Origin of the sequence: Amycolatopsis sp. NPDC021455 (genome assembly GCF_040640995.1) — a bacterium.
Taxonomy (GTDB): Bacteria; Actinomycetota; Actinomycetes; order Mycobacteriales; family Pseudonocardiaceae; genus Amycolatopsis.
Window position 1 is genome coordinate 1 of sequence record NZ_JBFACT010000007.1, and the last position, 14565, is coordinate 14565.

General features: G+C 70.1%; 8 protein-coding genes. 4 read left to right on the forward strand and 4 right to left on the reverse strand.

All coding sequences use genetic code 11. The features are described from left to right. Nucleotides 1-329: 329 nt before the first annotated feature. Nucleotides 330-1229 (reverse strand): NAD(P)H-binding protein, encoded by a 900-nt coding sequence (locus tag AB0G28_RS12250; protein WP_361086907.1) that lies wholly within the window; start codon nt 1227-1229, stop codon nt 330-332. Between the two features lie 21 nt (nt 1230-1250). Further along, nucleotides 1251-2066 (reverse strand): SDR family oxidoreductase, encoded by an 816-nt coding sequence (locus tag AB0G28_RS12255; protein WP_361086910.1) that lies wholly within the window; start codon nt 2064-2066, stop codon nt 1251-1253. Nucleotides 2067-2138: 72 nt separating this feature from the next. Here AB0G28_RS12255 and AB0G28_RS12260 point away from each other — a divergent pair, with 72 nt between their 5' ends. After that, complete coding sequence (locus AB0G28_RS12260; RefSeq protein ID WP_361086913.1) at nt 2139-2720, forward strand: helix-turn-helix domain-containing protein; 582 nt, start codon at nt 2139-2141, stop codon at nt 2718-2720. Between the two features lie 111 nt (nt 2721-2831). On the opposite strand, the gene AB0G28_RS12265 is transcribed toward AB0G28_RS12260, so the two are convergent. Further along, nucleotides 2832-3608, reverse strand: coding sequence for an alpha/beta hydrolase (locus AB0G28_RS12265; RefSeq protein WP_361086916.1), 777 nt, complete (start codon nt 3606-3608; stop codon nt 2832-2834). 369 nt (nt 3609-3977) lie between these two features. Between AB0G28_RS12265 and AB0G28_RS12270 the strand changes: the two genes are divergently transcribed. Both AB0G28_RS12270 and AB0G28_RS12275 read left to right on the forward strand, forming a co-directional pair. Further along, the gene (locus tag AB0G28_RS12270; protein ID WP_361087453.1) at nt 3978-5252 is read left to right on the forward strand and encodes an FAD-dependent oxidoreductase; all 1275 of its coding nucleotides are present in this window, start codon (nt 3978-3980) and stop codon (nt 5250-5252) included. 304 nt (nt 5253-5556) lie between these two features. After that, on the forward strand, nt 5557-6210 hold the full coding sequence (locus AB0G28_RS12275) for a hypothetical protein (protein WP_361086919.1): 654 nt from the start codon (nt 5557-5559) through the stop codon (nt 6208-6210). A gap of 105 nt (nt 6211-6315) precedes the next feature. On the opposite strand, the gene AB0G28_RS12280 is transcribed toward AB0G28_RS12275, so the two are convergent. After that, nucleotides 6316-12657, reverse strand: coding sequence for a HEAT repeat domain-containing protein (locus AB0G28_RS12280; RefSeq protein ID WP_361086921.1), 6342 nt, complete (start codon nt 12655-12657; stop codon nt 6316-6318). Between the two features lie 204 nt (nt 12658-12861). Between AB0G28_RS12280 and AB0G28_RS12285 the strand changes: the two genes are divergently transcribed. Next, complete coding sequence (locus AB0G28_RS12285; protein ID WP_361086924.1) at nt 12862-14565, forward strand: toll/interleukin-1 receptor domain-containing protein; 1704 nt, start codon at nt 12862-12864, stop codon at nt 14563-14565.

Below are 14565 nucleotides of genomic sequence, written 5' to 3' on the forward strand. Positions count from 1 at the left end.
TCACCGCTCTCGATCGCCGACTTCAGATCATTCGCCGACTCCAGCAGCGAAATCCCCGAATACGCCTTCGTCGAATCCTTCGTCTCCGCGACCAGCGGGTTGCTCACCACGCGACCTTTCCGACGCTCTTCGTGAACCGGGTCACCGTGGAACCCAGACCCCTGCGCATGTCCCCCCAAAGTGAGCTCACTCGGCGGGAGGATAGCAATGTGGCCACAGCCGGCGTGTGGGTCGGTGCCGAATTGCCCGAACGGCCGCGGTCCGAGGCTGATCGGGCAACCGCGGCGGGCGCCGGAGGGCCGTGGCCGGGTCTCGGGTTCCGGCGCGGGTCAGCCGAGGTAGCGGTCCTTGCGGGCGGCGACGAACTCCTCGACGGTCAGGGGCCGTTGCCCGGTGAGGCGTTCGACGTGGTCGGTGGCGCGGTCGTACCGGTTTTCGCGGTGCAGCCCGGCCATGGTCGCGATGTGCTGCTCGGTGTGCCGGGGCAGGCCCGCGTTCGCGAGCACCTCCGTGCGCCACCGTTCCAGCGGAATATCCACATAGGACACTCGTCGGCCGAGCGCCGTCGAGAACTCCTCGGCGACCCCGGTCATGTCGAGCACCCGGGGCCCGGTCAGCTCGTACACCTGCCCGGCGTGCTCCCCGGGATCGCGCAGGACGGTCGCGACCACCCGGGCGACGTCCTCGGCCGCGACCGGCGAGGTGCGTCCGTCTCCGAACGGCAAGGCCAGCGTGCCGTTCTCGCGGATCGACCGCGCCGCGAGGGCGGTGAACAGCGGGTTGTCGAGAAAGGTCGTCGGGCGCACGTGCACCACGGGCAGGCCGGACCAGTCCAGGACCTGCTCCGAGAGCCAGTGCAGCCGCTGCTGGCGGGATTCGGCGGTGCTGGTGGCGGTCATCTGCGACACGGTCATCTGCGACATGTCCACCAGCAGCTCGAGTTCCCCGTGCGCCTTCGCGACCGTGGCCATGACGGTCGCCGCCAGCAGCTGGTCCGGGGACACGCTCAACCCGAAGTACGCCCGGCGGACGCCGTCCAGCGCGGCCGCCACCGTTTCGGGCCGGGTCAGGTCGCCGGTGACGACCTCGGCGCCCCGGGCCCGCACTTCGGCGGCGCGCTCGTCGTCGCGGCGGACCAGGACGCGGACCGGTATGTCCTGCGAGCGCAGCAGTTCGGTGACGCGGCGGCCGATGCCGCCGGCGCCGGTGACGAGAACGAGGTCGGCCATCGGAGGTTCCTTCCGGAAGGGTCAGCGGGTGCCGGCGAGCTGGGGCTGCGAGCGGCGGGCCAGCCAGCCCATGAAGCGCACCATGTGGCGGCGGGAGAGGAGCCTGCCGAGGACCGTGAGGGAGCGGCCGTTGGTGATGACCGACGGAGGTGCGGACCGGCGGTCGAGGGTGTCGAGGGCGATCGTGACGACCTGCTCGGGGGTGGCTCGTGTGGTGCCGAAGTCGGCGGACTGGGAGCCGGCGACGTCGAAGAACTCCGTCTGCATCGCGCCGGGGTTGACGGCCAGCACGCGCAGGCCGGTGCCGCGGGTTTCTTCCCAGAGTGCTTCGGTGAAGCTGAGGACGAAAGCTTTGGTGGCGGCGTAGACGCTCATGTAGGGGATGGGCTGGTGGCCGAGCAGGCTGGCGACGTTGACCAGGATGCCGGTGTCGGCGGCCGACAGCGGTTCGACGTAGGCGCGGCTGAGGTCGACCAAGGCGCTGATGTTGAGCGCGAGCATGTTCTGCAGGCGGTCGGGGTCCTCGTCGGTGAAGGCGTCGTGGGTGCCGAAGCCGGCGTTGTTGACCAGTCCGGTGGCGTGGATGCCGCGGGACTCCAGTTCGGCGCGCAGGGTGCGGCCGGCGTCGGGGGCACCGAGGTCGCGGGCGATGGTCGTGACGGTGACGCCGTGGGCGCGGGTGAGTTCGGCGGCCAGGTTCTCCAGCCGGTCGGCGCGGCGGGCGACAAGGACGAGGTCGGCGCCGCGGCGGGCGAGCCGGCGGGCGAATTCGGCGCCGAGGCCGGAGCTGGCGCCGGTGACGATGACGGTCTGGTGGCGGTAGTCGATTTTGCTCATACCTTCACTCTATGCACTGACTTGCACTGAGTGCAAATAAGTGCACGATGTGATGTGTCGTACCATGGGTGCATGGCTTCGAAACCTCTTCGGGAACAGACCCGCTCGGTGGTCCGTTCGCTGCTGGCGCGGACCGCGATCGAGCTGTTCGCCGCGAAGGGCTACGACAACACGACCCTCGACGAGGTCGCCGCCGCCGCGGGCGTCTCCCGGCGGACGCTGTTCAACTACTTCCGCAACAAGGAAGACCTCGCCCTCGGCGGCCTGGCCGAACAGGGCGAGCTGATCGCCGCACGCCTCGCCGAGCGCCCCTCCGGCGAGGACGCCTGGACGGCGCTGCGCGCGGCGTTCGGAGTCCTCGAAGAGATCGAGATGACGGCCGAAGACCGGCTGGCGTTCATCACGCTGCTGTTCGGCAACGACTCCCTGCGTGCCGGCCACGCCGAGAAGCAAGCTCGCTGGCAGGAGCTGCTCGCTCCGCTGATCGAGCCGCGGCTGCCCGCCTCGGACCACCGCACCCTGCAGTCCCGCGCGATCGCCGCCGCGGCGATCGTCTGCCTGCAGGTCGCCAACGAAGAATGGGTCCGCCTGCGCGGCCAGGCCGACATGCTCGAGCTTTACGACACCGCGGTCCAAGCCATCCGCCACCCCTGAAACCGGCGCGGCGCGCGCCGGAATCGTCGGTGCGGTGTCGGTTCGGCGAAGGACGCCCGGGTGGGGCGAGTGCGCCGAAGCCGAGTTCCTGATCGGCGAAATGCGTCCTCGCTAGTTCTGCGACAAGAACCTCGCGAGGCTTTCGTTCACGGCGTCCGGATCGGTCAGGCTGAGGAAGTGGGCGCCTCCCGGGACGACCACGAGTTCCGCGTTCGGCAGCCGCTCGGCGATGAGCCGAGCCTTGGCGAGTGGGTACGCGGCGTCCGCGTCGCCGTGCAGAACGAGGGCCGGGACGTGGATCTCGGGGAGCCGGGCGGTCAGGTCGTCTCGGTCGACCAGGGTGTCGAGGATGGTGGTCAGGTGGTCTCCGCTGACCTTCCGCCACTTCGCCTTCCACTCCTCCGCGTCGAATTCGCCCAGGCACAGGGAAGCGACGGCGTCGAGAAGCTGGTCGACCGGACCGTGTTCCCGCCAGGCGGCCGCGATCCGGCGGTACGAATCCGCGACCTCGGGATCCTCTCGCTCGCCGGAGGAGCCGAGCACCGCCAGGGCCCGCACCCGTTCCGGAGCAAGGAGCGCAATGCGGAGCGCGATGAATCCACCCTGGCTGGTTCCGGAGAAGACGGCCTGCTCGATGCCCAGGTGATCGAGCACCGCGATGACGTCTTCGGCGACGTCCCAGTAGGTGAATCCCGCTTCGGCCGGTGTGCCGCCATGCCCGCGCTCGTCGATCGTGATGCACCTGTGGGTGGGCGAAAACCGCAGCACTTGCGGCGCGAACATCGATTCGTCCATCAGGAAGCTGTGCAGCAGGACCAGTGCCGGCCCGGTGCCGCCGTGGTCGACGAAATGAACGTCCTGGCCTCGGGCTGTCGTGATCTTGGCCATGTTCTGCCTCTCGTTCTCCGTGTGACTGAATGTCCGGGGCACCGCGGGGCATCGCCCCGGTTCGCCGACGTGCGCAGGCCGGACCGCAGAACCTTGCCCGCGGCGTTCCAGGGCAGCGCGTCGGTCCATTGTGCGATGTATTGCGCACCTTGTGCTCGTGCTCGATCGGTCGGGTGGTATTTGATCCGTTCCGCAAGTCGGGGTTCGTGCTCCGGACTCCGCTGAACGTTCGTGCGGCAAAGCTGCCCTGAATACTCTCGTCCGCGTCGCCGCCCAAGACCGCCGACCCCTCAGGTGTAGAAGGTGGTGGGGTGCGGTCGGGGGCGGTGACGGCGACCGCGGGCAGGGGTCGGCGGGGAACGGGGGGCGCTGGTGGAGCGGACGACGTGTTGCGTCGTGGGTGGTGGCCCGGCGGGCATGGTGCTGGGGTTGCTGCTCGCGAGGGCCGGGGTCGAGGTCACGGTGCTGGAGAAGCACGAGGACTTCCTGCACGATTTCCGCGGCGACACCGTGCATCCGGCGACCCTGCGACTGCTCGACGAGCTGGGGCTGGGGGAGCGGTTCGCGCGGTTGCCCCAGACGCGGATCACCGACGTGGTCCTGCCGGACGGAGCCGGTGGGGTCCGGCGGATCGGTGATTTCGGTGCGTTGCGCAGGTGGGGAGTGCGGCATCCGTATGTGGCGATCGTTCCGCAGTGGGACCTGCTGGATCTGCTCGCCGACGCCGCGAGGGCGGAGCCGGCGTTCCGGCTCGAAATGGGGACCGCGGTGACCTCGCTCGTCCACGAGGGCGGCCGGGTCGCCGGAGTCCGTTACCGCACGAGCGGGCCTGGCGGCGAGGAGGTCGAAGGCGAGATCCGGGCGGACCTCACGGTGGCGTGCAACGGCCGGAATTCGGTCCTGCCGGCGGCGGCCGGGTTGGCGGTGACCGAGTTCGACGTTCCGTTCGACACCTGGTGGTTCCGGCTCTCGCGTCGTGAAGGCGAGCAAGTCGGCGAGCTGACCCGGCGGCCTGGCCGGGGACGTTTCGCGATCGTGATCCCTCGGGAAGGCTACTTCCAGATCGGGTACGTCGCGCGCAAGGGCACCGACGGCCGGCTGCGTGCCCGCGGGATCGACGCGTTCCGGCGCGATGTGGCCGAACTCCTCCCGGAGTACGCCGACCGGGTCGGCGAGCTGGTTTCGATGGACGACGTCAAACTTCTCGATGTCCGGCTCGACCGGCTGCGCCGGTGGCATGTCGAGGGTTTGCTGTGCATCGGGGACGCCGCGCACGCCATGTCGCCGGTCGGGGGCGTGGGCATCAATCTCGCCGTCCAGGACGCCGTCGCGACCGCGACCCTGCTGGCCGGGCGGCTGCAGCGGGGTGCGGTAAGAGGGACCGACCTCGCCCGGATCCGGCGGCGCCGGTTGCCGTCACTGCTGCTGGTGCAGGCGTTGCAGCGGATCATGCACGCCGACCTCGCGGGCCCGATCGTGTCCGGGAGACAGGCAGGCCCGCCGGGCCGGCTCATGACCGCGGCACAGTGGTTGCCCGGCCTGCGAACGTTGGCGGTGTATCTCGTGGGCGTGGGGCTGCGACCGGAGCACGCCCCGGCGTCCGCCCGACGCGGCGTGACGCCGGACGATCGGTTTGTCGCCTGACCGGGAGGACCGAAGCCGATGAGGGATCGCCTTGTGGCGCGGTCGGTCCCGGGACAAGAGGTCCGTCAGGGGCGGAGTGTTGCCGGGCTGATCGCGTCCGCGAGGCCGCTTGTGCCGGCCGCGCGGGCCACCCTGCGGCTGCGGACCACCTGTGACGGCAAGTCGATCAGGGTCACGCTCTGATGTAGACCGATAAGTCGAGCGTTCTCACCTGAACGGGCTAACGTGTTCCGTAACGGTTGGTTTCCGCGCGGCGACCTACGCCATTGCCGGGGGAGCGTGATCGCTGACAGCTGGAGCTCCGATGGAACCGAACCGCAAGAAGATCGACAAAGCGGAACTGGCCGAGGCGGCGGCGTCCGGAGTGGACAATCTGCTGGGCCGCGAAGCTCCGGACTCCAACGAGATCGAGGACACGCCCGTCCGCGAGCTGCTGCCGCCCGGGGTGCGCGACAGCCACCCGGTGGAGACGGCCGGGAAAACCGTGACGACGGGAGCGTTGGGGTTGGCGATCGTCGCGTTCGTCTTCGGCAACGGCAGTCTTTCGGCGGTCGTGTCGGCCGTGTCCACGGCGGCGAAGGGGTCCGCAACCGTGGGGTCCTACCTGACCTTCGCCAACGCGTTCATCCTGACCCTGCCGTTGTCGGTCAGCGTGGCAGCGGTCGCCTGGGCCGCCTTCGAGGGGAAGATCAAGTCCGCGGGCGCGATGGGCGCCTGCGTGATCGGCGCGCTCGTCGTGACCTACGTGTCCGGCCACCTGGGTATCGACGGGCCCGCGCTGTCGCAGATGGACACCGCGCTCGCCGCGGCGGGCTCGCACCCCCTGCAGAAGGCCGGTGCGATCGTGACGGTGTATTTCGAGTACTACACGGTGGTGCCGTTCCTCGGCGGCGTCATCACCGGCATCTTGACCGGCCGAGCATGCTTCAAGGTGCGCACGCAAGGTCAGGCTGTCTGATGCGGTGACCGGCACCCTCGGGGCGGGCCGGCAGGCGGCCTGGTTTGTCCGGAGGGTGGTAACCCAGTGGGCCTCGGCGTCGAGGGCACGCCGGCCGGTCTCGTTTCACGATGCGGCCTCAGCGGTCACCCGCACCAAGCGCTCAAGCCACTCCCGGACGGCCGGACCCACGTATGACGCTGTTCGCGTCACCTCCGCCAGTGCCTCTGGCTGGAGCAGGCCGGTAGTGGCGCGGATCGCCGCGACGTCGAACAGCCACTGGGAGAACCTGTCGTCGGCCTCGGTACGGAGTGTGTCGAGGAGCTCGGCCGAGAAAGCGGGGGACTGGTCGGTGAGGCTGCGGAAGCAGCAAATGACATAGCGAAGGTAGGGGTCCGGATCGGTGGTGGCGGCGGCCGTCCAAGCGGGGTCGTCCAGCCGGGCGAGTCCTTCGAGTGCGAGCCTCCGGACGGCGGGGCACTCGTCGTGCACGGCGGAGAGAAGCAGGGATCTCGTTTCCGGGACTGTGCCCGCTTGGGCGAGGGCCGTGGTCAGCGCCGCCACCCGGACGATGTGCGGTTTCGGTGACTGGTCACGGAGAACGTCGGCCACCTCCTGGTCTTCGCCCCACCATGATGCCAAGATCACCAAGTCGGTGGCGCCTCGTGCGGCGAGGAGGCTCGCGCGATCGGGAATTCCGGTGGTTCCGGTGTTGCTCAGGCGCTCGTAGGCCATGTAGTGCAGCCATTCGAATGACGAACAGACCGCCCAGCCGAGAGCGTCACGCGTGTGAGCGTCCAGGGGCCAGCCGCTGACCAGCTCTTGAACAGCCGGGTTGTGAACGATGATGTCGTCGTCCCGGGCCGCTTCGAGCAGAGCTTCCAGCGTCTCCGGGGTCCGCCACAGGGCGAGCATTTCGACGGCGTTCTGCCGGTCTGAACAGAGCGGGCGCCGTGCTGCCGCACAAAGCATCCGAACGGTTTCGGGCGAGCCCGGGTGCATTCGTGCCAACCGGCCCACGACCTCGTCGCGCACGTGCGGGTTCGCGTCGTCCAACGCCTTCGTCAACGCCGCTCCGGTCGCCGGCCAGTCCGGCCACCGTCGCGCCAGGACTTCCAATGCCTCCCGCCGGCCCCACCAGTCCGCCGACCTGGCCAGCTCCAGAACGACGTGCCGGGACGCCGGGGCGTCAGGGGCTCGCAGGTCGGCGTCATTGAGCTGTTCGAGTGCGAAGAAACGGTGGGTATCGACCGGTGGCCGGGTCGAAGCGAGTTCGGGGTGCAGTCGCTTGAGGGTGCGGCGGGCGAAGTCCAGTATGGGCGGCGTAGCGTCGGATGCCGCTTCTTCCAGGGCAGCCGACGTCACGGTGTGCCGGGGCCGGCAGATCGTCAGCAGTTCCAACGCCGCTCGCTGGTTGGTCGGACTGTAGTCGCGGGTGGCTGACGCCAGGCAGCGAAGAGTCGCCGGTTCGTCGAGCCAGCACGTGGCGACGAGCCGGATGGCGGCGGACCGCACGGACCCGATGGGATCGCCGAGCGCGCGGACGGCGACGTCGAGGGTGGCGATGGTGATCGGCTCGGTTTCGAGGAGCAGGTTCAGCGCGGTCTCGCGGATGAGATAGTGGACATCGGTCAGGGCACGCTGGATCGTCTCGCGCGATTCGGGCGAGCCGGGCCAGCGGGCGGCATGGACTTCGAGGTTGATCATGCGCGATCGGAAGTTCGGGTGTGTCCCCGCGTTTCGGAGGATCGCCTTCACCTGATTGTCGTCCAGGCCGGTGATCAGCGCGAACCGGACCGCGGACCGGACGGCTTCGTAGTTGTCGCGGATTCCGATGCGGAACAGGTCTTGGACATCGTCGGTGACCGACGGCAGACGTGCGAGGCGTTCCGCAGCCAGCTGCCGCGGAACGACGTCGAGATGGCGCATGGCCGCGGCTTGGCACGTCCTGTCGAAGGCTTCGCTGTTCACCGCTCCGCGTTGGAGCTCCCACGCCGCCACGGCCACTTCCGCATCGGCGTCACGGCGGGCGATCTCGAGCAACTCCCGGACCCGGCTGTCCTGCGGTCGCCGGGTTACCAGGTAGCGCAGGATTTGGACACGGCGAGCCGGTTCCGGATCGCGAGCGCTGTCCGCCAAGGCGACGAACGCGGGTTCTTCATCGGGGTAGGTCCCCTGCAGCGCGGCGCCGGCCGACTTGCGGACGTTCTGCTCTGGGTGGTGCAGCGCCGCGCACAGCCCGGCAAGGGTTTCCGGCTCGTCGCACCACCGGACGCACAGGGTGTCCACCGCGAGCCTCCGGACGCTCGAGTCCGCGTCGGTCATGGCCGCGGTGACGGCGCGGCGAGTGGTCGCCTCACCGGGCTCGTTGACGATCAGCGACTCCAGCGCGAGCCGCCGGATGTCGGCCGACGGATCGGTGAGCCCGCGGTCCCGTGCGTTCCTGGCCTCGTCCCGGTCCGGCCAGGCTGCCAGCAGGACCGCCAGGCCGTGCGAGCGGATCTCCGCATCTTCGTCGCGCGAGAATCCGGTGACCAGCTCGAGGGCGTCGGGGAAGGCCTCGCGCCGGGCGCCCACGGTTTCGGCGGCGGCGAACCGGACGTCCGGATCGGAATCCCCGGCCGCGGCGCGGACCGCGGCGATGGCGTCTTCGTCCAACCCGGCCCGAACCGTGGTGTGCATGGCAGCTCGGTGAGCCGGCGAGCTTTCGACGGCTCCGGCGGCCCAGGCGGGTAGCCCGTCCGCGGCCACGGTCACGGAACAGGCCAGAGATCCTGCCCACCGCCGGAGCCGGGTGTGGGGGTCGGTGATGGCACTGTCGATGACGGCGGTGAGTTGTTCCCCGTCGGGGGCGAAACTCGCCAGCATGGTCGTTGCCGCGTAGCGCACCGCATTCACCTGGTCGCGGCGGCCTCGGTGCAGAGCTTGCGCTGTCTCGGGGTCCTCCGGCCGGCGCGCGGCCAGCGACTCCAGGGCTTTCCTGCGCAACGACCAAGAAGGGCTGCGCGCGACCCGGTGCAGGACCCGCACCGTTTCCGCCTGGTCACCCCAGAACCGTGCCGCGACTTCGACCGCCTGCTGACGGACGACCTCGGCGGCGTCCTCGCACAGGCGCCGGACGGCCGGCCGGAAGCCGGACAGCTCCGGTGTCACTCCCGAAAGACTCCGCAGCGCAGCTACCCGGACGTCCGGGCTGGCGTCGGCGAGTCCGTGATTCAGGGCAGGTCCGTGGTACTCGGCGGAATTGGCCACGAGATCCTCGAGCGCGGCGCGCCGGGCATCGGCGACCGGATCGCCGGCGACGAGCGATTCCAGGACGGCGACGTACTCCGCCGCGTGCCTGATCGGATCCGTCCACGCCGTCAAAGCGGCTACGCGGACGTCGCCGTCGTGATCGTTTTGGGCGTGCCTCAACGCCTCGGCGACCGTCGGCTCGTCACGCCACCGGTGCGCCAGTACCCGCACCGCGGCGAGCCGCACCGTCGGGTCGCCGTCACGGATCGCCCCGCAGGCGGTCGCGAAGGACTCGGGAGCTTCCGGCCAGCGACCGGCGAGCAGTTCGACCGCGGTCTGCCGGACGTCCTCGTCGCTGTCCCGCGTCGCGGCGAGCACCCGATCGAACACCGCACCATCCGTGGCGAAGCGGGCGACCACCAGGCGCAGCGCGGACCGCCGCACCTGCCACGCCGGGTCGGAGCAGGCGCGGAGCAGGAGGGTCATCGTGTCCGCCGGGCCCGTGGAGCCGGACGCCAGCGCAGTCGCGGCCGCACTGCGCACCGCCTGGGCGGCGTCGCCCTGCAGAGCCGCGACCACAGCGGGCCAGGCACCCGCCACCTTGCTCGCGTGTTGCGCCAGCGCCTCGACCGCGCGGCTGCGCACCTGCGGGTCGGGGTCCTTCGTCGCGTGGTGCATCAGGTCGTGTACGCGCTGGTCGTCCGGCCAGTGGGTGACCAGTACGTCGAGGCTGGTGCGGCGGACGAACGGTTCCTCGTCGGACAGGCCCGCCACCATGAGCGCCAGGGTCGCCGGGTCGTCCTTCCGGGACTGGGCGATGCCCAGGAGTGCGGCCTCCCGCTGTTGCGGGATGCCGCTGCGAGCGGTCTCGCGCAGCAGCTCGTGCACTTGATCGTCGGCCGGGAACAGCGCGGCCAGGAACCGCGCGCCGAGCTTCGCGGCCGGGGAATTGGTGGCGTACCGGCCACGCCGGACGAACCAGTCACGGAAGGCGGCGTTCCCGGGCCAGCCGGAGACGGAACTCAGCGCGGGGAGGACGGCCTTCTCGAGGTGCGCCTCCCGGTTGTCGTCTCCGAACGACCGGGTGGGTGACTCGAGCAGCTCGACGATCGCGCTCAGGGTGTCTTCGGCCGCGCTGGTCGCGGCGTTGACGTTGCGAATTTCGGCGATGCACTGCGCGGCCAGCGCCACCGTGGCGAGCGGCCGCCGGTCCAGCGCCGAGGACCGGTGGGTGCCGGTGCTGGTGAGCAGGCGGCCGACGAGCCGGGTCGCCACCGTCGGGTCGACCATGCCGACGATCAGCCGGAGCACTTCGGCCCATGCCGGGTCTTCGCTGCGGGGCAGGATGACCTGCTCGATCAGATCGTCCTCGGTCAGGGTTCGGGCCTTTTCGAACCGGTTGACGACGTCGCCCGCGCTGAAGAACTCCAGCAGGGCCCGGTGGACGAAACCGTAGACCCGCGAACCGTACCGGGCGAAGATGAAGTTGCGTTCCCGCAATTGCTTCACCATCGCCGTGCTGATCGCGGCGGCTTTCGCCGGCTCGTAGCGGAACCGGTCGATCAGGTAGCTCTCGATGTCCCGGAGCAGGTCGGCTTCGAGCAGGCTGTTGCCGGCGAAGCCATGGCTTCCCTCCTGCATCCGGATGGCGAGCTTGCGCAGCAGTTCCTTCTTGTCGTCCTCGCGGACGACGTCCGCGTCGATGTTCTCGTCGACCAGGTGCTTGTTGACGTCCCAGTGCTGCACGAGCACCCCGGCCGCGTGGTCGTAGACCTTCCAGCGTTCGCGGGGCAGCTCCTGGTGCTTGCCGATGATGGCGAGGATGGTCAGCAGGAGGGGGTTGCCGGCCAGCTCCCGGATGGGCGAGGAATCGTTGATCGCCCGGGTGAGCCGCTCCCGGCGCAGCTCGCTCGCGGCCGGCCGGTCGCGCAGCGCCAGTCCGTACCAGCTGCGCAGGAACGCGTCGATCTTGTCGGTGTCGAGGTCCTGCACGGTGTACTGCACGAACCCGGCGTCGCGGAAGACCCGCGGCCGGTAGCCGACGACCCGGGACGTGACGACCACCCGGGTGAGTGGGAACTGGGCCGCGAATCCGGCGATGCGCCGGGACACCGTCTCGCGCAACCGCGGCTCGAAGATCTCGTCCAAGCCGTCGAAGACGACCAGCACTCGCCCGTCGTCGCGGAGGTAGGTCTCGGCCGTCGCCTGGTCGAGCCCCAGCCCGTCGGTGCGCTTGCGGTAGTCGAGGTAGCTGCCGAAAGTCTCATAGTCGTCGCACTTCAGCGCGTAGTCGCGCAGCTCGATCAGGATCGGCCGCCACCCCTCGAGCGCGGCGAGCGCCGGTCCGGTGCGTTGTTCGGCCAGTGCCAGCGCCAGGTAGCGGGCCAGCGTCGACTTGCCCGCGCCCGGGTCGCCGAGCAGCACGCAGGTCCGGGCCAGCGGTGACGTGAGTCCGTCGAAGGCGCTCCGGGCAGGCCGGCGCCGGTACGAATCGCGGGCCTGTTCCACGAGGTGGCGGTCCAGCCCCCGCGGCAGCTCCGAGCTGGCCGGGTCCGCGGCCTCGGCGAGCTTGCGCGCCAGTTCCTTCGGCAGCTCGGTGTCCGGCATGTCTTCCCGGACGTCCGGCTCGACGAAGACGTCCCTGAGCGCGATCTGCAGGTGCTCGTCGCGGTCGGGCGGGGTGAGCGCTTCGAGATCGAGACGGCGGTACTCCTGGACCAGGCGCGTGCAGTACGCCTCCCACGCGGCGTCCGCGCCCACCGTGATCCCGTGCTTCTCCTGCACTTGCCGGCCCACCGCCTCGGCGACCTTGGCCCGCAGGTCGTCCGCGGAAGTGAAGGTGTCGCACACGTGCGCGTCGAGGACGTGGTCGCGGAAGGCATCGACCCGGTCGGAGTCCTTGTCCATGGCCGAGCGCGGCCAAGGCGCATCGACTTCCAGGACGAACATCAGCCGTGGCACACCGGCGTCACCCGCCGCGCGGTACTCGAGCTCGGTGATCGAAGCGTTCTGGCCGGCCGGCACGAACCCGTACCGCCAGGCCAGAACCCCGACGTAGACGTCGGCCGACCGGACGTCGTCGACGCACCGATCCAGGGGCCGCTCTTCGCCCGCTGTGTACGTCTCCATGGCTATGTCGTCCAGGCCCATCCGCTGCAGGGCGAGCCGGATCGCATGACGGCAGTCCTTGAGGTCCTCGTAGGTCGAGGACACGTAGACGCGCGGAGTGGTCATGCGTGGCCGGCGCGACCGTGCGGTGGTTTTCTCATCGCTCCTTCAAGGCAGGGGGTGACGAGGTTCAGGCGCTTGTCGTAGTCGGTCGCCGGCACAGGCGTGTTACAGCACCGGCAACGGTAGCCGGACTGCCCGGGCGTAACCAGGTGGCGGGGCACGCCGATCAGAGCGTGGTGAGCCCATCGACGGACGGAACGGGGACCGATGACGATCTTCCTGTCCTACAGCAGCCGAGACAGGGACTTCGTCCGCCGGCTCGCGGGTGACCTCGGCCGCGCGTCGATCGGCGTGTGGCTGGACGAGCGGGAGCTGCGCGTCGGCGAACAGCTGACCTCGATCGGCGAGGCTATCGCGCGGGCCGACCGGCTGGTCGTCGTCGTGTCGGCCGCGTCGGCGAACTCCTACTGGGTCGCCGAAGAAATCGACATGGCGGACGCCGCCGGCGTGCGGGTGCTGCCCGTCCTGCTCGAAGACGTGCCGCCGGACTGGGCGCCCCGGCTGTCCGGGATGGCGCACGCGGACTTCCGCCGGCCGGCGGAGTACCGCCGAGCCACCCACCGGCTGGTCGCGGCCATCCAGGGCGTGCGGGCCCATGGGATGTTCCTGCGGGCCAAGGAAGCGGTGACGCTCGTGCGCGCCGAACACGCGCCGGTGGGCGAGCTCTTCGGCGTCTCGCAGCAGGGTGTCGCGAACCTGTATTCGCTGGCGAACACCCGGGACTGGGAGTTCGCCGACGTCACCGACGGCACCAGCCGGTTCTGGATCACCGAATTCCACGACGGCGCGACGGGGGCGGTCCACACGTTCGCCGTCGTGGACGGCCGCGTGGAAATGCTTCCCGGGCTGTACCGGTACGACGCCGATCCGGCGCCGGTGGCCGGGTCGGTGGTCGTGATGTCGTGCGCGCTCAACCACCTGAAAGGGATGTCCGAAGAAGAAGCGGCGGCGCACGTCGAGAAGCACCGCGACCAGACGACCAAGATCACCAGGCGGTACACCCGGTTCCGGCCGGTGCCGCTGGTCCGGCCGTTCGTGGATTCGGACGTCGCGGTGGCCGCCGCGCTGGCGAGCTTGAGCGACCTGGACCGGTCCGCCGACCTGATGACGCTCACCCGGCTGGAACGGGACAAGCGGGCAGGTGGCAGGCCGACGTGGGTGGTGGCGTTCTTCGATCCCACCCTGACCGAAAGCGTCCGGGCGGTCGCTGTCGACGCCGGTACGGGCGAGGTTCTCGAGCCCGACGCGCGCACTGAACTGCTCAACGCCGATTTCTTCTCGACGCGGGCGGACGAAGCCGGCGGGGTCACCATCTCGATCGCCCATCAGCTGCGGGCATTCGAGCGTCACCTCTGGGACATCCCGGAGCGCCTCACCGCCCGTGACGCGGTGGTCAAGGCCCGTGAGCTGCTGGCGGCCCGGTACGGGACACGGTCGTGGCAGCTGGGCTTCCTCTCCAACACCGGCGTGGTGGAGAGCGTGGCTGCGCCGGAGATCTCCGCACGCGCGGACGCCCTGATGAACAGCGCCGGCCGGGCCGGTCAATGGGTCGTCGAGGTGCTCGGGCTGACCGCGACACCGGTCAGTGAGGACGGCCGGAGCGGCACGGCCTACGACTACAAGCGGATCCTGTGCACCGCCTCCGGCGCCGTCGAGCAGCCGGCCGCCGACCGGCTGGTGTTGACCGCACCGCTGTCCGCCACGCCGGTCCCCGGGCCCGACGAGCTGCTGGAAGCGGCCGACCGGGCCCGGGAGCGAGCCGTCCGCCGGATGGCCGAGGGCTACACCTCCGTTTCGGTGGCCTTGGCGCGGACGCCGCCCGGGGCATCATGGATCTTCCGGTTCTACCGCGGTGACGACCTCGTCGCCCGGACCGAGGTCTCGGTGGACGGCTCGAAGATCCTCGGCTGA